Origin of the sequence: Kitasatospora sp. NPDC059803 (genome assembly GCF_042732255.1) — a bacterium.
Classification (GTDB): Bacteria; Actinomycetota; Actinomycetes; order Streptomycetales; family Streptomycetaceae; genus Kitasatospora.
Genome location: NZ_JBHWIJ010000051.1, coordinates 1 through 18,059, shown reverse-complemented (window position 1 = coordinate 18,059; position 18,059 = coordinate 1). Strand labels below are relative to the sequence as shown.

General features: G+C 72.1%; 18 protein-coding genes and 1 tRNA gene. 4 read left to right on the top strand and 15 right to left on the bottom strand.

What is annotated here, in order from left to right; translation table 11 throughout:
- Nucleotides 1-34: 34 nt before the first annotated feature.
- From ACFV6I_RS11595 to pgsA, 8 genes are all read right to left on the bottom strand, one after another.
- Entirely contained in the window at nt 35-793 is a 759-nt protein-coding gene (locus ACFV6I_RS11595; protein ID WP_380424687.1) for a YebC/PmpR family DNA-binding transcriptional regulator, read from the bottom strand.
- A gap of 80 nt (nt 794-873) precedes the next feature.
- On the bottom strand, nt 874-1,491 hold the full coding sequence (gene pdxT, locus ACFV6I_RS11590) for a pyridoxal 5'-phosphate synthase glutaminase subunit PdxT (protein WP_063350971.1): 618 nt from the start codon (nt 1,489-1,491) through the stop codon (nt 874-876).
- A 90-nt stretch (nt 1,492-1,581) separates the two neighbouring features.
- Nucleotides 1,582-2,493: a pyridoxal 5'-phosphate synthase lyase subunit PdxS gene (gene pdxS, locus ACFV6I_RS11585; protein ID WP_063346811.1), complete on the bottom strand. Its 912-nt coding sequence runs from the start codon at nt 2,491-2,493 to the stop codon at nt 1,582-1,584.
- 128 nt (nt 2,494-2,621) lie between these two features.
- Nucleotides 2,622-3,122: a hypothetical protein gene (locus ACFV6I_RS11580; RefSeq protein WP_063350972.1), complete on the bottom strand. Its 501-nt coding sequence runs from the start codon at nt 3,120-3,122 to the stop codon at nt 2,622-2,624.
- A 74-nt stretch (nt 3,123-3,196) separates the two neighbouring features.
- Entirely contained in the window at nt 3,197-3,562 is a 366-nt protein-coding gene (locus ACFV6I_RS11575; RefSeq protein ID WP_380344290.1) for a 5-carboxymethyl-2-hydroxymuconate Delta-isomerase, read from the bottom strand.
- An 84-nt stretch (nt 3,563-3,646) separates the two neighbouring features.
- Nucleotides 3,647-4,831, bottom strand: a complete 1,185-nt coding sequence (locus ACFV6I_RS11570) for a glycosyltransferase family 4 protein (protein ID WP_063346813.1) — start codon at nt 4,829-4,831, stop codon at nt 3,647-3,649.
- 40 nt (nt 4,832-4,871) lie between these two features.
- The gene (locus ACFV6I_RS11565) at nt 4,872-5,858 is read right to left on the bottom strand and encodes a phosphatidylinositol mannoside acyltransferase (RefSeq protein ID WP_380424685.1); all 987 of its coding nucleotides are present in this window, start codon (nt 5,856-5,858) and stop codon (nt 4,872-4,874) included.
- 16 nt (nt 5,859-5,874) lie between these two features.
- Complete coding sequence (gene pgsA / locus ACFV6I_RS11560; protein ID WP_063346814.1) at nt 5,875-6,522, bottom strand: phosphatidylinositol phosphate synthase; 648 nt, start codon at nt 6,520-6,522, stop codon at nt 5,875-5,877.
- Between the two features lie 255 nt (nt 6,523-6,777).
- Between pgsA and ACFV6I_RS11555 the strand changes: the two genes are divergently transcribed.
- Entirely contained in the window at nt 6,778-8,826 is a 2,049-nt protein-coding gene (locus tag ACFV6I_RS11555) for an elongation factor G-like protein EF-G2 (RefSeq protein WP_063346815.1), read from the top strand.
- On the opposite strand, the gene ACFV6I_RS11550 is transcribed toward ACFV6I_RS11555, so the two are convergent.
- Complete coding sequence (locus ACFV6I_RS11550) at nt 8,814-9,239, bottom strand: thiol-disulfide oxidoreductase DCC family protein (RefSeq protein ID WP_063350974.1); 426 nt, start codon at nt 9,237-9,239, stop codon at nt 8,814-8,816. The genes ACFV6I_RS11555 and ACFV6I_RS11550 overlap by 13 nt on opposite strands.
- 207 nt (nt 9,240-9,446) lie before the next feature.
- Here ACFV6I_RS11550 and ACFV6I_RS11545 point away from each other — a divergent pair, with 207 nt between their 5' ends.
- Nucleotides 9,447-11,087: a hypothetical protein gene (locus ACFV6I_RS11545; protein WP_380424682.1), complete on the top strand. Its 1,641-nt coding sequence runs from the start codon at nt 9,447-9,449 to the stop codon at nt 11,085-11,087.
- A gap of 69 nt (nt 11,088-11,156) precedes the next feature.
- Here ACFV6I_RS11545 and ACFV6I_RS11540 read toward each other — a convergent pair whose 3' ends face one another.
- From ACFV6I_RS11540 to ACFV6I_RS11525, 4 genes are all read right to left on the bottom strand, one after another.
- Complete coding sequence (locus ACFV6I_RS11540; protein WP_063346816.1) at nt 11,157-11,717, bottom strand: HIT domain-containing protein; 561 nt, start codon at nt 11,715-11,717, stop codon at nt 11,157-11,159.
- Nucleotides 11,718-11,795: 78 nt separating this feature from the next.
- The gene (gene thrS, locus ACFV6I_RS11535) at nt 11,796-13,775 is read right to left on the bottom strand and encodes a threonine--tRNA ligase (protein WP_380344302.1); all 1,980 of its coding nucleotides are present in this window, start codon (nt 13,773-13,775) and stop codon (nt 11,796-11,798) included.
- A gap of 87 nt (nt 13,776-13,862) precedes the next feature.
- Nucleotides 13,863-15,062 carry a hypothetical protein gene (locus ACFV6I_RS11530; RefSeq protein ID WP_363372812.1) on the bottom strand — a complete coding sequence of 400 codons (1,200 nt, stop codon included), beginning with the start codon at nt 15,060-15,062 and terminating at the stop codon, nt 13,863-13,865.
- A gap of 43 nt (nt 15,063-15,105) precedes the next feature.
- The gene (locus tag ACFV6I_RS11525; RefSeq protein ID WP_063346819.1) at nt 15,106-15,660 is read right to left on the bottom strand and encodes a DUF4365 domain-containing protein; all 555 of its coding nucleotides are present in this window, start codon (nt 15,658-15,660) and stop codon (nt 15,106-15,108) included.
- Between the two features lie 151 nt (nt 15,661-15,811).
- On the opposite strand from ACFV6I_RS11525, the gene ACFV6I_RS11520 reads away from it, so the two are divergent.
- Nucleotides 15,812-16,579 (top strand): exonuclease domain-containing protein, encoded by a 768-nt coding sequence (locus ACFV6I_RS11520; protein ID WP_380377232.1) that lies wholly within the window; start codon nt 15,812-15,814, stop codon nt 16,577-16,579.
- An 88-nt stretch (nt 16,580-16,667) separates the two neighbouring features.
- Here the strand turns inward: ACFV6I_RS11520 and ACFV6I_RS11515 are convergent.
- A tRNA-Val gene (locus ACFV6I_RS11515) sits at nt 16,668-16,739 on the bottom strand.
- Between the two features lie 78 nt (nt 16,740-16,817).
- Nucleotides 16,818-17,255, bottom strand: coding sequence for a TIGR02611 family protein (locus tag ACFV6I_RS11510; RefSeq protein WP_380424678.1), 438 nt, complete (start codon nt 17,253-17,255; stop codon nt 16,818-16,820).
- 195 nt (nt 17,256-17,450) lie between these two features.
- On the opposite strand from ACFV6I_RS11510, the gene ACFV6I_RS11505 reads away from it, so the two are divergent.
- Nucleotides 17,451-17,864 carry an SsgA family sporulation/cell division regulator gene (locus ACFV6I_RS11505; RefSeq protein WP_030056266.1) on the top strand — a complete coding sequence of 138 codons (414 nt, stop codon included), beginning with the start codon at nt 17,451-17,453 and terminating at the stop codon, nt 17,862-17,864.
- Nucleotides 17,865-18,059 lie beyond the last annotated feature (195 nt).

Sequence of the window (18,059 nt, the reverse complement as noted above, 5' to 3'; positions counted from 1 at the left end):
GTCGGGAGACCGCCGGGCCGGGGAGTGAGAACGATCACTCGGCGTCGAGCTGCGCACCGACCTCGTCGGAGATGTCGAAGTTGGCGAAGACGTTCTGCACGTCGTCGCTGTCCTCCAGCACGTCGATCAGCTTGAGGATCTTGCGGGCGCCGTCGACGTCCAGCTCGACCTGCATGCTCGGGAGGAAGTTGGCCTCGGCCGAGTCGTAGTCGACACCGGCGTCCACCAGCGCGGTGCGCACGGCGACCATCTTGGTGGCCTCGGAGACGATCTCGAACGAGTCGCCGAGGTCGTTGATCTCCTCGGGCTCCTGGTCGAGGACGACCTCGAAGAGCTTGTCCTCGTCCACGCCGTCAGCCTTGGGGACGATCACGACGCCCTTGCGGGTGAACAGGTACGACACCGAGCCCGGGTCGGCCATCGAGCCGCCGTTGCGGGTCATCGCGACGCGCACGTCGGAGGCGGCGCGGTTGCGGTTGTCGGTGAGGCACTCGATCAGGACGGCGACGCCGTTCGGGCCGTAGCCCTCGTACATGATCGTCTGGTAGTCGGCGCCGCCGGCCTCCAGACCGCCACCGCGCTTGACGGCGCGGTTGATGTTGTCGATCGGGACCGAGCTCTTCTTCGCCTTCTGGATGGCGTCGTAGAGGGTCGGGTTGCCGGCCGGGTCGGAACCGCCGGTGCGCGCCGCCACCTCGATGTTCTTGATCATCTTGGCGAAGAGCTTGCCGCGCTTGGCGTCGATCACGGCCTTCTTGTGCTTGGTGGTAGCCCACTTAGAGTGGCCGGACATTCGCCAGCTCCTTTACGTCGCCAAAGGGAAATGAAACAGATGAGATCTTACCGGTGTCGTCACCGGAAAGGCGCACACGGTCAGCGCCGTCCCAGGTGCTCCTCGACCATCGCGACGAAGTAGGCGTGCACCCGGTGGTCGCCGGTGAGCTCCGGGTGGAAGGAGGTCGCCAGCAGGTTGCCCTGGCGCACGGCCACGATCCGGCTCTCCGGACCGTCCGCGGCGGGCAGCTCGGCCAGCACCTCGACACCCGCGCCGACGCCCTCGACCCAGGGGGCCCGGATGAAGACGCCGTGCACCGGCGCGTCGCCCAGGCCCTCGAAGGCGACACCGGACTCGAAGGACTCGTTCTGGCGGCCGAAGGCGTTGCGGCGCACGGTCATGTCGATGCCGCCGACGGTCTCCTGGTCGTCCCGGCCGTCCAGGATCTTGTCGGCCAGCATGATCATGCCCGCGCAGGTGCCGTACACCGGCATCCCGGCGGCGACCCGCTCGCGCAGCGGGTCCATCACGCCGAACAGCAGCGCCAGCTTGGACATGGTGGTGGACTCCCCGCCGGGGATCACCAGCGCGTCGACCTCGGCCAGCTCCTCGGCACGGCGCACCGGGCGGGCGAGCGCGTCGGCCTCGGCCAGCGCGACCAGGTGCTCGCGGACGTCACCCTGGAGGGCGAGGACGCCGATGACTGGAGTGCTCACGGTCTTCAACCTCGTTCGATCGTTCTACGGATGTACGTGACGCGGCCCGCCGCGCGCCAATGCGCTGCGGCGGGCCGGCACAGGGGGCGACTACCAGCCGCGGTTGGCGTAGCGCTCGGTCTCCGGCAGGGTGTCGCAGTTGATGCCGACCATGGCCTCGCCGAGGTTGCGGGAGGCGTCCGCGATGATCTTCGGGTCGTCGAAGAAGGTGGTGGCCTTCACGATGGCGGCGGCGCGCTTGGCCGGGTCGCCCGACTTGAAGATGCCCGAGCCGACGAAGACGCCCTCGGCACCGAGCTGGCGCATCAGCGCGGCGTCGGCCGGGGTGGCCACGCCACCGGCGGAGAACAGCACGACCGGCAGCTTGCCGAGCTCGGCGACCTCCTTGACGAGCTCGTACGGGGCGCGCAGCTCCTTGGCGGCGGCGTACAGCTCGTTGTTGTCGAAGCCGCGCAGCTTGGCGATCTCGTTCTTGATCTGGCGCAGGTGGCGGACCGCCTCGACGACGTTGCCGGTGCCGGCCTCGCCCTTCGAGCGGATCATGGCCGCGCCCTCGGCGATGCGGCGCAGGGCCTCGCCCAGGTTGGTGGCGCCACAGACGAAGGGGGTGGTGAAGGCCCACTTGTCGGAGTGGTTGACCTCGTCGGCCGGGGTCAGCACCTCGGACTCGTCGATGTAGTCGACGCCGAGCGACTGGAGGACCTGGGCCTCGACGAAGTGGCCGATCCGCGACTTGGCCATCACCGGGATGGAGACCGCCTCGATGATCTCCTCGATCATGTTCGGGTCGGACATCCGGGCCACGCCGCCGTCCTTGCGGATGTCGGCCGGAACCCGCTCCAGCGCCATGACGGCCACCGCGCCGGCGTCTTCAGCGATCTTGGCCTGCTCGGCGTTGACCACGTCCATGATCACACCGCCCTTGAGCTGCTCGGCCATGCCGCGCTTCACCCGGGCGGTACCGATCTGCGGCTGGTCTGCGGTGGTGGGGGTGGTGGACACGTGAGACCTCACTCGAAGATGAACCAGTGCTATCGCCCTATGGTAGGCGGAACGGGTGACGCAACCATGCGCCACCAAGTCCAGCCCGGACGACGGGATGCGACAAACGGGCCGTATCCGAGCACAGCCTAGGCGGGTGCCCCTTCGGGCGTGAGCGCGGGCGGCGGAGCATCGTCCATCTCGAACGCCAGCGGGAACGGAGCCTTCCCCGCCAGCCGGAAGTACCGCACCAGACGGTGCTCACGCACCGCCCGGGCCGCCCGCACCGCGTCGTTGTGGAACCGGCGCGCCATCGGCGCCCGGCGCACCGCCGCCGTCAGGTCGCGCACCGCGTCCTCGCCGCCCGGCTCCGCCACCAGCGCCGCCACCTGCTCCGGCTCGGCGAACACCGCCCGCAGCGCCAGGCTCAGCTGGCTCTCCGCCACCTCACGCTGGTCGTCCTCGGCCTGCCGGGCCGCGTGCGCCGCGTCCAGCAGCAGCAGCGAGGCCGCCGGGTCCAGCAGCGAGGACGTGGCCAGCTCCATCGCCACCGAGGCCCGACGGACCAGCTGCGCGTCCAGCGCCGCCCGCGCGGCGTCGATCCTGGCGTGCAGCCGGTCCAACCGACCGGCCGTCCAACTCAGGTACATGCCGAACAGCACCACGGCCACGCCGGCCCAGATCCAGGTAGTCACGGGGCGCAACGCTACCGGGTGTCACCGGCTCAGCCCTCCGCGCTCGCGCTCCGGTAGGACCCGCGGTCGATGTCGGAGACGTTCACCGCGGTGTGCAGCCGGGTGCCCGGCGCCGGCGCGACGTGCTCGGCCAGCAGCGCCAGCACGCCCTCGCTGAGCGCCGCCTTAGCCTCCGGCGTACGGCCCGGGAAGATCTGGAACTCGACGTACACCTGCGCGGCGGCCTCCTCGCCCTCCCCCACCACGAAGTCGTCGTTCTGCCGGAACAGCGTCTTGCACGCCTCCGGCTTCGCGTCGATCGTCCCCACCGCGAGCCGGTTGATCGCCACGCCCAGCGCCCGGCGGTCGAAGGAGCCGGCCAGGCTCGGCGAGTAGTCGACGGAGATCTGCGGCATCGGTGCCCCCATGCGTCGTGCCCGAATACGGTCGACCGACCCTAACGCCGCCGGCACCCCGGAAAAGTCCCGGGCCGGCCGGGCTCAGTCCCGGGCCAGCCCGAACCGACCGCGCCGGCCGCTGCGCACGTCCTCCTCGACCACCGCTGCGGCCCCCGCCGCCACCGTCTCGTACACCGCCAGGATGTCCGCGCCGACCGTCGACCAGTCGAACCGCCGCACGTACCGCGAAGCGGCCTTGCTCAGCTCCCCCAGCCGCCCCGGATCGCCCAGCAGCCGCAGCGCCGCAGCGGCCAGCGCGTCCGCGTCCTCCACCGGGAACAGCTCGCCCGCGTCCCCGCCGTCCAGCACCTGCTTGAACGCGTCCAGGTCGCTGGCCAGCACCGGGGCGCCCGCCGACATCGCCTCGACCAGGATGATCCCGAAACTCTCGCCACCGGTGTTCGGCGCCACGTACAGGTCCACGCTGCGCAGCAGCCGGGCCTTGTCGCGGTCGCTCACCATGCCGAGGAACTCCACCTGCCGGCGGACCTCCGGCGCCAGGCCGGCGACGGCCTCCTCCTCGTCCCCCTTGCCCGCCACCAGCAGCCGCACGCCCGGCCGCTCGGCCAGGATCTTCGGCAGCGCCGCCAGCAGCGTCGGCAGGCCCTTGCGCGGCTCGTTGATGCGGCCGACGAAGCCGATCGTGCCCGGCTCCCCCGCCGCCGCGCCGCCGCGCCAGCGCTCGTCCGGCTCGGCGTCCGCGAAGAAGCCGACGTCCACGCCGTTCGGGATCACCACCGCGTCGCCGCCCAGGTGCTCCACCAGCGTCCGCCGGGCGTACTCCGACACCGCGATCCGGGCCCGCATCTTCTCCAGGCCGGGCTGCAGGATCGGCGAGGCCGCGATCATCGCCCGCGAGCGCGGGTTGGAGGTGTGGAACGTCCCCACCATCGGCCCGGACGCCGACCAGGCGGCCAGCATCGACACGCTCGGCGCGGCCGGCTCGTGCACGTGCAGGATGTCGAACCGGCCCTCGTGCAGCCACCGCCGCGTCCGCGCCGCCGACAGGACGCCGAAGCTCAGCCGCGCCACCGACCCGTTGTACGGCACCGCCACCGCCCGCCCGGCACCGACCACGTACGGCGGCAGCGCCTCCTCGTCCTCGGCCGGCGACAGCACCGAGACCTCGTGGCCCAGACCGATCAGGTGCTCGGCCAAGTCCCGGATGTGGAACTGCACCCCACCGGGGACGTCCCAGTCGTACGGGCAGACGATGCCGATCTTCACGGGTTCCTCATGCTCCTTCGGGTACTCCTGCTGGCCGGGATCAGGACCCGGAGGCCTCGGCCGCCGGCTCGCCGGCCGGCTCCGGCGCGGCCGCCCGGGCCGCCTCGGAGTGCGGCGCGGCCGCCTCCTCCACCGTCTCACGGACCGGGAGGTCGGCCAGCCAGAACCGCTGCAGCATGTGCCAGTCCTCGGGGTGCTCGCGGATCGCCTGCTCCCACACCTGCGCCAGCGCCTGCGTCATCACCTGCGTCCGCTCCTTGCGGTCGCCCTCCTGCGGCACCGGCACCTCGGGGTGGATCCGCGCCCGCATCACCGGGCCGTCGTACCAGAGCGTCACCGGCAGCAGCGCCGCCCCGGTGCGCTGGCACAGCGCCGCCGGACCGGCCGGCATCCGGGTCGCCTCCCCGAAGAACGACACCTCCACGCCCGCCTCCGAGAGGTCCCGGTCCCCCACCAGGCAGACCAGCCGGCCCTCGCGCAGCCGTCGCGCCAGCGTGCCGATCACGTTCACCCCGCCCCCGGTCAACGCCAGGACCTCCATGCCCTGGCCCTCCCGGAACTCCACGAACCGGTCGAACAGCCGCTCCGGCTTCAACCGCTCCGCGACCGTGGTGAACGGGAAGCCCAGCTGCGCCACCCAGGTGCCCGCCAGGTCCCAGTTGCCCATGTGCGGCAGCGCGATCACCGCGCCCCGACCGGCCTCGATGTGCTCTCGCAGGTTCTCCAGGCCCTCCGACCGGACGTCCCGGGCCACCCGCTCCCGACTCCAGACCGGCAGCCGGAACGACTCCATCCAGTACCGCAGGTACGAGCGCATCCCGGCCCGGGACAGCGCCCGCAGGCCCGCCTCGTCCAGCCCTGGACGGACCCGGCGCAGGTTCGCCTCCAACTGCAGCACCCGCTTGCCCCGCCGACGCCAGGCGTAGTCCGCCAGCCGGTCGAACAGGCCCCGCGCCACCCGCTCCGGCAGGTGCTTCAGCACCGCCCAGCCCAGCGCGTACGCCCAGTACACCAGTCGGTCCGTCACCGCAGGACGCCCCCCATCAGCTCCCGGCCGCCGCTCGGTCGGCCTCGAACGCCTCCCGGCGCACGGTCAGCATGCGCTGGACCACCGTCACCAGACTGCCCACCGCGACCAGCCACAGCGCCACCGGCAGCAGCCACTCCACGTACGGCACCCCGAACTTGTGCAGACCCGCGACCCCGGCCGCCACCAGGCTGGCCACCAGCCGCTCGGCCCGCTCCACCAGCCCCGACACGTCGCACGGCAGCCCCTGGCTCTGCGCCCGCGCCTTGGTGTACGACACCACCAGCCCGCTCGCCAGGCAGCAGATCGCCACCGCGCACAGCAGGTTGTCGTCACCCTTGCCCGCGTACCACATCGCCAGACCACCGAAGATCGCCGCATCCGCGACCCGGTCCAGCGTGGAGTCCAGGAACGCCCCCCACCTGGTGCTCCGGCCCAGCTGGCGGGCCATGTTCCCGTCCACCAGGTCCGAGAAGATGAACAGCGTGATCGTGATGGTGCCCCAGAAGAACTCCCCGCGCGGGAAGAACACCAGCGCACCGGCCACCGAACCGGCCGTACCGATCAGCGTCACGGCGTCCGGGCTCACGCCCAGCCGGATCAGGAACGCGGCGAACGGGGTCAGAACACGTGTGAAGAAGGCACGCGCGTATTTGTTGAGCATGGCCTTCCCGACCGCTCCGATCTCCCTGGTACCCGCCTGGCGCAACACGCGCGGCAGACGGCCGGACGGATCAGCCCGTCCGGCCCACCCATCGTAGCCAGGCCGGAGGCACGCTCCGTCGCACGCACCGCCCGACGACACCCCGGCCACGTCCCACACACGGACGGTCACCGCCCACCCGTACGACACGCGCCGCCGCAGCACCCGCACCTACACTTTCGAAGGACAGCCCCGGCGCGACGGGAGGAGACCCCGATGCCCGACCGCAGCACGGCACGAGCCGCCCAGGCGCCCGCCGTCACCGCCCCCCGGGACCTGCGCAACGTCGTCCTCATCGGCTCCAGCGGTGTGGGCAAGACCACCCTCGCCGAATCCCTCGCCCTCGCCTCCGGCGCCACCGGCCGGGCAGGTCGCGTCACCGACGGCACCACCGTCTCCGACCACGAGGACATCGAGCACCACCAGCAGCGCTCCGTCCAGCTCTCGCTGCTCCCGCTCGAATGGAAAGGCGTCAAGATCAACCTGATCGACCCGCCCGGCCACCCCGACTTCACCGCCGACCTGCGCGCCGCCCTGCACGCCGCCGACGCCGCCGTCTTCGTCGTCTCCGCCACCGACCCCGTCACCGCCCCCACCCGCGCACTCTGGCGCGAGTGCGCCGCCGAAGGCATCCCGCGCGCCATCGCCGTCGCCAAACTCGACCTCGCCCGCACCGGCTTCGACGACATCCTCACCGCCTGCCACGACGCCTTCGACCTGGGCCCCGACACCCTCCGCCCGCTCTTCCTGCCCGTCCTCCACGACGGCCGCCCCGACGGCAGCGTCGACCTGCTCACCGGCGACACCTACGGCCGGGCCACCCCGCTGCCCGACACCGGGCCCGCCCACGACAGCCTCGTCGAGGCCATCTCCGGCCAGGACGACACCCTCATGGAGCGCTACCTCTCCGGCGACACCCTCGACACCGACGCCCTCGAAGCCGGCCTGCGCCGCGAAGTCCTCGGCTGCGCCCTCCACCCCGCCGTCCCCACCAGCGAGAACGGCCTCGGCGCCACCGAACTCCTCGACCTGATCGTCCACACCTTCCCCGACCCCAGCGAACGCACCCGCCCAGCCCCCGACTGCGACCCCGACGCCCCGCTCGCCGCCCAGGTCGTCCGCGTCACCGGCGACACCTACGTCGGCCGGATCAGCCTGCTGCGCCTGTACGCCGGCACCCTGCGCCCCGACACCCGCATCCACCTCGCCGGCCCCGCCCACAGCGCCGACCAGAACGGCGACGAACGCGTCACCGCCCTCAGCAGCCCCTTCGGCAAGCTCCAGCGGCCCGTCCCGCACGCCGTCGCCGGCGACCTCGTCTGCATCGCCAAGCTCACCACCGCCCGCGCCGGCGACACCGTCCACGACCCCGGCCACCCCGTCGACCTCGACGGCTGGAACCTCCCCGAGCCCCTGCTCCCGATCGCCGTCGAAGCCCACAGCAAGGCCGACGACGACAAGCTCTCCCAGGCCCTCACCCGCCTCACCGCCGAGGACCCGGCCCTACGCCTCGAACAGAACCCCGCCACCCACCAGCTCGTCCTCTGGTGCACCGGCGAGGCCCACGCCGAGGTCGTCCTCGACCGCCTGCGCACCCGGCACGGCGTCCACGTCGACACCGTCGAACCCCAGGTCGCCCTCCGCGAGACCTTCGGCACCGCCGCCGCCGGCCACGGCCGGCTCGTCAAGCAGTCCGGCGGCCACGGCCAGTACGCCATCTGCGACCTGGAGGTCGAACCCCTCCCGGCCGGCTCCGGCTTCGAGTTCCAGGAGCACGTCGTCGGCGGCGCCGTCCCCAAGCACTTCATCCCCTCCGTCGAGAAGGGCCTGCGCGCCCAGCTCGCCAAGGGCGTCGCCACCGGCCACCCGCTCGTCGACGTCCGGGTCACCCTCACCGACGGCAAGGCCCACTCCGTGGACTCCTCCGACGCGGCCTTCCAGGCCGCCGCCGCCCTCGCCCTGCGCGACGCCGCCGAACACGCCGTCATCCGGCTGCTCGAACCCGTCGCCGCCGTCACCGTCCTGCTGCCCGACGACTACCTCGGCGCCGTCCTCGGCGACCTCTCCGCCCGCCGCGGCCGCGTCCTCGGCACCGAGACCGGCGGCCCCGGCCTGACCCTGCTGCGCGCCGAGGTCCCCGAACTCGAACTCGTCCGCTACCCGGTCGACCTGCGCTCGCTCACCCACGGCACCGCCGAGTTCTCCCGCGCCTACCTGCGCCACGAACCCATGCCGACCGCCCTGGCCACCCGCTACACCGACTGAGCGCCCTGGCGCCGAGGCAGCGCGCACGCCGCCGTACCCCCCGGCATCCGGTGCCGGTTGCGCGCCACCCAGCGGTACGCCAGGCCCGCCACCGGCCGCACCGGCGCCGACGCCAACACCGCCCCCAGGTACGCCCACGCGCCGCCCGAACGCATCAGCAGCCGCGCCACCGCCTGCGCGCCCCCGTACACCCGGCCCGCCGGCGTCACCCACAGCACCTCGCGCTCGGCCCGCTCCGCGGTCACCTCGCCCCGCCCGCCCGCGCGCGCGTCCAGCGCCGCCAGGTCCTCGAACTGGAACGGCACCGCGTCCCAGCCCCCCGAGGCCAGCGTCTGCCGCAGATAGCGCTCCGCCCACCGCACGCAGGACGAGCAGAACGAACAGTCCCCGTCGAACACCAGCACCGGATCCATCGCCTGGGCTCCCTTCCTCGCCGTCACGGCCATCCTGCCCCACCCCGACGACCCGCCGCAGACCGGGTATCGACCAGCCCGAAGCTGGGCATCATGCCTCTCAAGCCCGGGCGCGGCCCGATCGTGACGGCACTTCAGACGATCATGCGCGCGGCGACACCACGGCACGATAACCTGCCGCTGACAAGGGGAGGAGGGGACGCCACCGTGACCACACTCGACATGACTCCGGGTGCGCAGATACCCCGCACCGACGCCGGGCCGCAAACCGGAGTCACCCCGGCGCTCTCCTCGGTCGCGTACCGCGACGGCAAGATCGAGGACTTCGTCGGCAAGGTCACCGCCGCGACCCACAAGAAGCCCCGGTTCAAGCTCTTCGAGGCGAACCTCGGCGAGGCGTTCAGCGCCGCCGTCATCTCCCGCACCGTCGGTGCCGGGCGCAAGCCGATCGTGCCCTCGTTCGGCACCGACACCCGCCAGATCGTCGAACACTGCCTGGCCGCACAGGAGTTGCGGGCCGCACGGGACCGCAAGCTCACCGTGGTCACCGTGCTCTTCGGCCTGCTCGCCCTGCCCGGCACCCTGATCTGGATCGGTGCGTTCTACCTGCGCATCTACCTCATGAAGGGCAAGGCCCTCCAGGACGAGCTCTACGGCGCCCTCGCGCTCCTGGCCGCCGCCGTGGTCTCCGTCCTGTTCCTCGTCAAGCCCCCCGTCAACGGCCCGCTCGGCATCTACCTGCGCGTCGCCATGATCCCGCCGATCATCGGCGGGATCCTCGCCCGGCGCATCGTGCTGCGCTCCACCAAGGAGCTCCGCGAACGCTGGCTCGCCCTCGCCGAGGGCAGCTCCGTCGCCGCCACCGTCTCCAAGGCCGTCCCCCGCGACGACCTCGACAAGAAGGCCGTCGACCTGCGCGACAAGCTCGCCCGCATGGAGGCCGAGCAGGAGACCAACGTCCAGCACTACGCCGGCCCCAAGGGCATCCTCGGCGTCGGCAAGCGCTGGGGCGAATGGCGCCTGGTCGACGTGATGCGCCCCGCCGCGGGCCACTCCGACTTCCGCGCCTTCCACCCCTGGGACCTCGTCCGGAAGATCTCCTCGCACCTCAAGGGGCTCGCCGTCAGCGAGGTCGCCAACAGCGGGATGACCAACATCACGGTCAAGCAGTGGGCGGTCCTCGAAATCGGCGAGAACGCCGACGAGATCTCCCGCCCCGGCAACGCCGACATGGACGGCGACCGGATGCGCGACTTCGCCCTCCAGACCATCGCCGACAAGCAGACCTTCGCCGGCGGCGGCCCCCGGCACTACCTCGCCACCCAGTTCATCACCTTCGACGGCAAGCTGATCATCACCTTCACCATCACCGTCACCCTGCTCGCCAACACCCTCACCGTCACCGTCGCCGGCTACGCGCTCGGCCCGGTCAACGGCGTCTTCTCCGACAAGCCCTCGGCCAAGGAGAAGACCGTCCAGAAGACCGGCAAGTTCTGGGAGGAGCGCACCGTCAAGCTCCCCCTGATCGACAACGACGAGGTGGTCCGCCAGGCCCTGCGCGCGCCGCTCACCCGCGCCCCCGGGCTGCTCTCCTGGCTCGGCGGCGGCCTGGGCCTGCCCGAGCCGTTCGGCTTCCGGCACGCCTGGGCGAGCCCGCCGTGGGGCAGCCGGTTCATGACCGACAACGCGCTCAACGCCTCCGTCCCGGTCCTCGGCGCCGTGCACGCCGCCACCCTGGAGTTCCTGGAGGAGCACGACCTGGACACCGACCGCTTCAAGAACCGCGCGTCGATCATCAAGTCCGAGGCCCAGGGCACCCGCCCGTACAAGGTCGACCAGTTCGAGTAACCCCGGCCCGCGCACACCGGAGGGGCCCGCCACCGACTCAGCGGTGACGGGCCCCTCCGGCGTTCCCGATCAGTCCTGCGGCCAGGCCTCGGCCAGCATCTTCCGGGTGTCCGCCAGCAGTTGCGGCAGCACCTTGGTGTGGCCGACCACCGGCATGAAGTTGGTGTCCCCGCCCCAGCGCGGCACCACGTGCTGGTGCAGGTGCGCCGCGATCCCGGCACCGGCCGCCGTGCCCTGGTTCATCCCGATGTTGAACCCGTGCGCCCCCGAGGCCGCCCGCAGCGCGGTCATCGCCCGCTTGGTGAAGTCGGCCAGCTCGGCCGTCTCCGCCTCGTCCAGGTCGGTGTAGTCCGCGACGTGCCGGTACGGGACCACCATCAAGTGGCCGCCGTTGTACGGGTACAGGTTCAGCACCGCGAACACGGCGGCGCCCCGGGCGATGACCAGCCCGTCCTCGTCACTCAGCGAGGGGATCGAGCAGAACGGACAACCGTCGTCCGGAGCCGGACCGGTGGGCTTGTTCTCACCCTGGATGTACGCCATCCGATGGGGGGTCCACAGGCGGCGGAAGCCGTCCGGCTCCCCGACGCCCCGCTGCAGTTCCGGCTCAGTCGTCATGCTGATCAGCATATTCGCCCAGCGCTGCTTGCAAAGCCGCGCGGGGCGGACTCATCAAGAGCCCGCCCCGCGCGTGGTGGTCCGAAGGCGTCACACCTGGATGCGGTTCTTCACCGCTTCCACGATCTCGGCGACGGCGTCCGCCACCGGCACGCCGTTCTTCTGCTCGCCGTTGCGGTAGCGGAAGGACACCGCGCCCGCCTCGACGTCGTCGTTGCCCGCGATCAGCATGAACGGCGTCTTGGACCTCTGCGCGTTCCTGATCTTCTTCTGCATGCGGTCGTCCGAGGTGTCCACCTCGACCCGGATCCCCTGCTTCTTCAGCTCGGCCGCGACCTCCAGCAGGTACGGCACGTGCTCGTCGGTGATCGGGATGCCCGTCACGGTGACCGGGGCCAGCCACGGCGGCATGGCGCCGGCGTAGTGCTCCAGCAGCACCGCGAAGAACCGCTCGATGCTGCCGAACAGCGCGCGGTGGATCATGACCGGCCGCTGGCGCGAGCCGTCCGCCGCCGTGTACTCAAGATCGAAACGTTCGGGGAGGTTGAAGTCGAGCTGGATCGTCGACATCTGCCAGGTCCGGCCGATCGCGTCGCGCGCCTGGACCGAGATCTTCGGGCCGTAGAAGGCCGCGCCGCCCGGGTCCGGCACCAGCGGCAGCCCCTGCTTCTCGGCCACGCTGGCGAGGACGGCGGTGGCCTCCTCCCAGGTCTCGTCCGAGCCGACGTACTTGACCGGGTCCTTGGTCGACAGCTCCAGGTAGAAGTCGGTCAGACCGTAGTCGCGGAGCAGGTTGAGCACGAAGGTCAGCGTCGAGTCGAGCTCCTCCGCCATCTGCTCGCGGGTGCAGTAGATGTGCGCGTCGTCCTGCGTGAAGCCGCGGGCGCGGGTCAGGCCGTGCACGACGCCGGACTTCTCGTAGCGGTACACCGTCCCGAACTCGAAGAGGCGCAGCGGCAGTTCACGGTACGAGCGGCCGCGCGCGTCGAAGATCAGGTTGTGCATCGGGCAGTTCATCGGCTTGAGGTAGTAGTCCACGCCCTCGTCGAGCTGCATGGGCGGGTACATACCGTCCGCGTACCAGTCGAGGTGGCCGCTCTTCTCGAAGAGCTTCCCCTTGGTGGCGTGCGGGGTGTAGACGAACTCGTAGCCCTCTTCCTCGTGCCGCTTGCGCGAGTAGTCCTCCATCGCCCGGCGGATGATGCCGCCCTTGGGGTGGAAGACGGCGAGGCCGGAGCCGATCTCCTCGGGGATGGAGAAGAGGTCCAGCTCGTTGCCGAGCTTGCGGTGGTCGCGCTTCTCGGCCTCGATCAGGAAGTCGAGGTGGGCCTTGAGCTCGTCCTTGGTCGGCCAGGCGGTCCCGTAGATGCGCTGCAACATGGGGTTCTTCTCGCTGCCGCGCCAGTAGGCGGCCGCGTTGCGCATCAGCTTGAACGCCGGGATGTACCGGGTGCTGGGCAGGTGCGGGCCGCGGCAGAGGTCGCCCCAGCACTGCTCGCCGGTCTTGGCGTCCAGGTTGTCGTAGATGGTGAGCTCGCCGGCGCCGACCTCGACGTCGGCGCCCTCGCCGGCGGTGGCGGCGGAGCCCTTGAGGCCGATCAGCTCCAGCTTGTACGGCTCGGCGGCCAGCTCCTCGCGGGCGGACTCGTCGGTGACCACGCGGCGGGAGAACTTCTGCCCGCGCTTGATGATCTCCTGCATCCGCTTCTCGATGGCCTTGAGGTCATCGGGGTGGAAGGGCTTCTCGACGTCGAAGTCGTAGTAGAAGCCGTCCTTGACCGGCGGGCCGATGCCGAGCTTGGCCTCGGGGTAGAGCTGCTGCACGGCCTGCGCCATGACGTGCGCGGTGGAGTGGCGCAGGATGTCCAGGCCGTCCTTGCTGCCGATCGCGACCGGCTCGACCTCGTCGCCGTCCTGGACGGCGTAGGCGAGGTCCTTGAGCTGGCCGCCGACGCGGGCGGCGATGATCGAGCGGTCGTCGGCGAAGAGCTCGGCGGCCGTAGTGCCCGTGGTCACCACGCGCTCTTCCCGATCGGGTTCGCGGTTGATGATTACCCGGACGTCCGTCACCGGTCTCTCCTGACGTGCTGGATTCAGAGGACGCAACACTGCGCTGCGCGTGACGATGGTACCGAGCGCGTCGACCCGGCCGCGCACCTACGCCCCCTCTCCCCCTTCCCCGAGGCCTCCGTCGAGCTCTTCGCCGAGTTCTTCGCCGAGTCCCTCCCCGAGGGACTTCAGCAGCCGCTCGCGGTCGGCGTCCTCCCAGCCGCACAGTTCCAGGCCCTGCGGCCGGGTGAGCCGGCGGAAGCCGCCGCGGCTCTCCAGCCGGCCGGCGACCCGGACCGGCAGGCCCGCGAGGTGGGCCTCGGCGGCGAGCCGGTAGTCGGGGTCGGGCAGGCGGAGCTTGAGTTCGCGGACTTCGGCGCCGCCGAGGACGCGCAGCCGTACCGCGCCCGGTCCGGCCGGGTCGGCGCGCTTGAGCCGGACGACCACGCCGACGACGGTGACGGCGACGGCGGGCTCGATCCGTTCGAGCAGTTCGGCGGCCTCGGTCAGGGCGGGCAGGTCGCCGGGCGAGAAGTCGAGGACGACCCGGCGGTCCCCGAAGCCGCCCGGGGTCCCGGCGGTGGCGGACCAGGCGACGGTCAGCCTGGTCGCCGTCGCGCCGCGGACCAGGTCCTCGACGGACTGGACGAGTTCCCGGCTGACTCCGGCCTGGACGGCGTTCTCGAAGGCCTCGGGCCCCCCGCTGACCCGGCGGTAGTCGACGGCGTCGCGCAGTGCCTCCAGGGCGCGGACCAGGGTGGTGACGGCGGCCCGGCCCTCGGGCGCGGGGGTGTAGGCGGTGAGGGCCGCGCCCTGCTCGACGACCAGGACGCGGTCCAGGAAGTCCCCGGCGTGGGCGTCCAGCCGGGCGCCGAAGTAGGCGGCCGTGGCCCGGCCGGCCTTGGCCCCGGCGGCGAGCATCGCGCGGGCCGCCCGTTGGAGCCGCTCGGCGTCGTCCCAGGTGGCGGCCTCGGCGGGGCCGGCCGGCTCCCGGTGCCAGCGCAGTTCGTCGCCGGGGACGGCGAGTGCGAGCAGGATGGCGCGGGCGGACGGGGTGGAGGAGCGGGACAGCGCGGTGACGGCGTCGGCGAGGAGGTCGACGGCGTCGTCGAAGCCGTCCCCGGCGGGGACGAGGACGCTGGTGCCGGACTCGTCATCGGGCGGCGTCCAGCGGCCGTAGCGGGCGGCGGGGCCGCCGCGCCGGACCCAGCCGTGCCGGGCGAGCAGGGTGGCGAGCACCGCCGGGTCGACTGCGGCGGGGTCGGGCAGGGCCTGGACCGGCTCGCCGGGTGCGTGCGGCGGTGTCATGGGGGCTGCTCCTCGCTGCCGGGGCCGGGACCGGGGCGGGCGGTCACGGGCTGCCACCCGCGCCGACCCGGGCCATGATGTCGCAGAGCGCGCGGTCGTCGAAGACCTTGCCGGTGGGGACCCGCACGTTGGTGCGCCGCTGTCCGGTGACCGGGTGGCCGGCCAGGTTGACCCAGTAACAGCAGTGCCGCAGTTCCAGCGCGTCCGGGCGGGCGTGCAGCCAGCGGTCGACCCGCCGCGGCAGCAGCATCACGACCAGGATGCGCGGCACGGCGACCCTCGCCCGGGCGAGCTTGCGCAGGTGGTCGTTGTCGAGGGTGAAGCTGAAGAACGGCCCGGTCGGATCGGCCGCGATCTGCTGGGTGGCCTTCAGCTGGATCTTGATGGTGACCTCGTCGTCCACCTCGTGCGCCCGGGAGCCGTGGCTGACCTGCCAGTCGATCCCGTTGTCCGGGAACGGCTGGGAGAGCGAGCAGCCGGCCGCGGCGGCGACCGCGTGCAGGTAGCCGACCTGCAGCGTCTCCATGCAGGCGGTGACCGCCAGGTTCCCCCGTAGAACGGCCGCCGCTCCCTCGGGCTGCGGCTGCGTGAGTGCCATCGCCCCGTGGCCTCCCCCTGCTCCGGGCCCGTCCGGATCGGAACGACGGGCCCACGGGCAGGATCCCCGGTCGGGCTTGCGCCAAACGGTTGAACGGGTGTCAGAACCGGGTATCAACCGGGCGCGCGGAACGCTCGCCTGAGGGGCAGTCATGCAGCAGCACTGGTACACCGGCCCACTCGCCTCCTTCGACACCGAGACCACCGGAGTGGACGTCGAGACCGATCGGATCGTCTCGGCCGCCCTGGTCGTCCAACTCGCCCCGGGTCGGCCGGTGCAGACCACCACCTGGCTCGCCGATCCGGGCGTCCCGATCCCGGACGGTGCCCGGGCGGTGCACGGCATCACCGACGAGCACGCCCGGACGCACGGGCGCCCGGTCGGCGCGGTGGTGGCGGAGGTCACCCGCGCGCTGGCGGACCAGGCGAGGGCCGGGCGCCCGGTGGTGGTGATGAACGCGCCGTACGACCTGACGCTGCTGGACCGGGAGCTGCGCCGCCATCACGGGCTGACGCTGACCGACGGGGTGGGCACGGCCGGGCTGGTGGTGCTGGATCCGCGGGTGCTGGACAAGCACGTGGACCGCTACCGCAAGGGCCGTCGGACGCTGACCGACCTGTGCGCGCACTACGGCGTGGAGCTGGCCGGGGCGCACGACGCGGCGGCGGACGCGACGGCGGCGCTGGCGCTGACCCGGCGGATAGGCGCCCGCTACCCGGCGGCGCTGGGCGGGCTGACGGCGGCGGAGCTGCACCTGCGGCAGGCGGTCTGGCACGCGGCGCAGGCGCGGGGGCTGCAGAACTGGTTCGACCGGTCGGGGACGCCGGAGCGGGTGGACCTGTCCTGGCCGCTGCGGCCGGCCCGGTGCGGCTGCGGCCGCCGGCTGGAGCCCGAACACGGCTGCGAGGCGGCGGCGTAGCGGCGGCCGACGGATGCCCGCGAGCGCCGGCCCCGAACGCGCCGCAGGCCCTGACCGGTTTCCTGGTCAGGGCCTGCGTGCTGTCCGGTGGGCGATACTGGGATCGAACCAGTGACCCCTTCGGTGTGAACGAAGTGCTCTCCCGCTGAGCTAATCGCCCGGGTGCAGGGAAAACATTACCGCATCCCGGAGGGTGGTCCGAACACCCTGGTCACGGCGGCCCCCGGCCCCGGGCGGCTCAGCTCTCGCCCGCCGTCCAGGGGACGGCCAGGCCGTAGCGGGCGAAGTACCAGCCGCCGATCCCGACGACCGCGGCGAGGCCGATGGCGGTGACGGTGAGGTTGCGGCGGCGCACCCGAGGGTCCATGGCCCGCCGGGCGGCCTCGGCGACCTTGCGGCGGCTCCACCGCAGCACCAGCCGGGCCCAGTCGAACTCGGTGGCCCAGACCCCCATGCCCAGGAAGATCACCACCCAGCCGGGGCCGGGCAGCGGCAGCATGATCACGCCGAGGACGACCACGGCGAGGCCGGCCAGGAAGATCGCCACCTGCCAGGCGAGGTGCAGCGGCCGCGAGCGGCGGACGAACGCCGGGGCGCGGGAGCCGGCCGCGTCATCCGACGTGACCGGTTCACCCGATCCCGTGTTCTTGGCCGTCTTGTCGTTTCGCACAGTCATGCCAGGAAACTAACCAAGAAGCGGCCCGGTAATGCCCGACCGGGCCACTCCGGGATGATTCCGCAATGCGCCGTAAGGGGTACGACTCGCGCCCGAATCGGGACAGAGGGGTTTACATCGGGCTTGGGGGTGGGATGGTCCGTTCGCCGACGTGCGATTCCCCGAGCGCACACTGAGCGAAAGGCCATGGCGCTTATGAACACCACGGTCAGCTGCGAGCTGCACCTGCGCCTCATCGTGTCCAGCGAGTCCTCACTGCCCGTCCCCGCGGGCCTGCGCTACGACACCGCCGACCCCTACGCCGTGCACGCCACGTTCCACACGGGCGCCGACGAGACCGTGGAGTGGGTGTTCGCCCGAGATCTCCTCGCGGAGGGGCTGCACCGACCGACCGGTACCGGCGACGTCCGGGTCTGGCCGTCCCGCAGCCACGGGCAAGGGGTGGTCTGCATCGCGCTGAGCTCTCCGGAAGGAGAAGCCCTGCTGGAAGCCCCGGCCCGGGCGCTTGAGTCATTTCTCAAGCGGACGGACGCCGCGGTGCCACCCGGCACCGAACACCGCCACTTCGACCTCGACCGGGAGCTGTCCCACATCCTCGCCGAAAGCTGATCCCGCCCGGAGGCGGTCACGCCCCGCCATCGGCGGGGTGGTACCTCCTGCCGTCACCGCTGCCGTCCTACTCGGGGGCACGGCAGCACTCAGCCGCGCGAGACGCGGCCTCGGGGCCGGTGGGCGGCCCGATCCCATCGGAGAGGGTCCGCGACACCGCAGGCGCACGGAAAAGAGTCCGGCCATCCATACGTG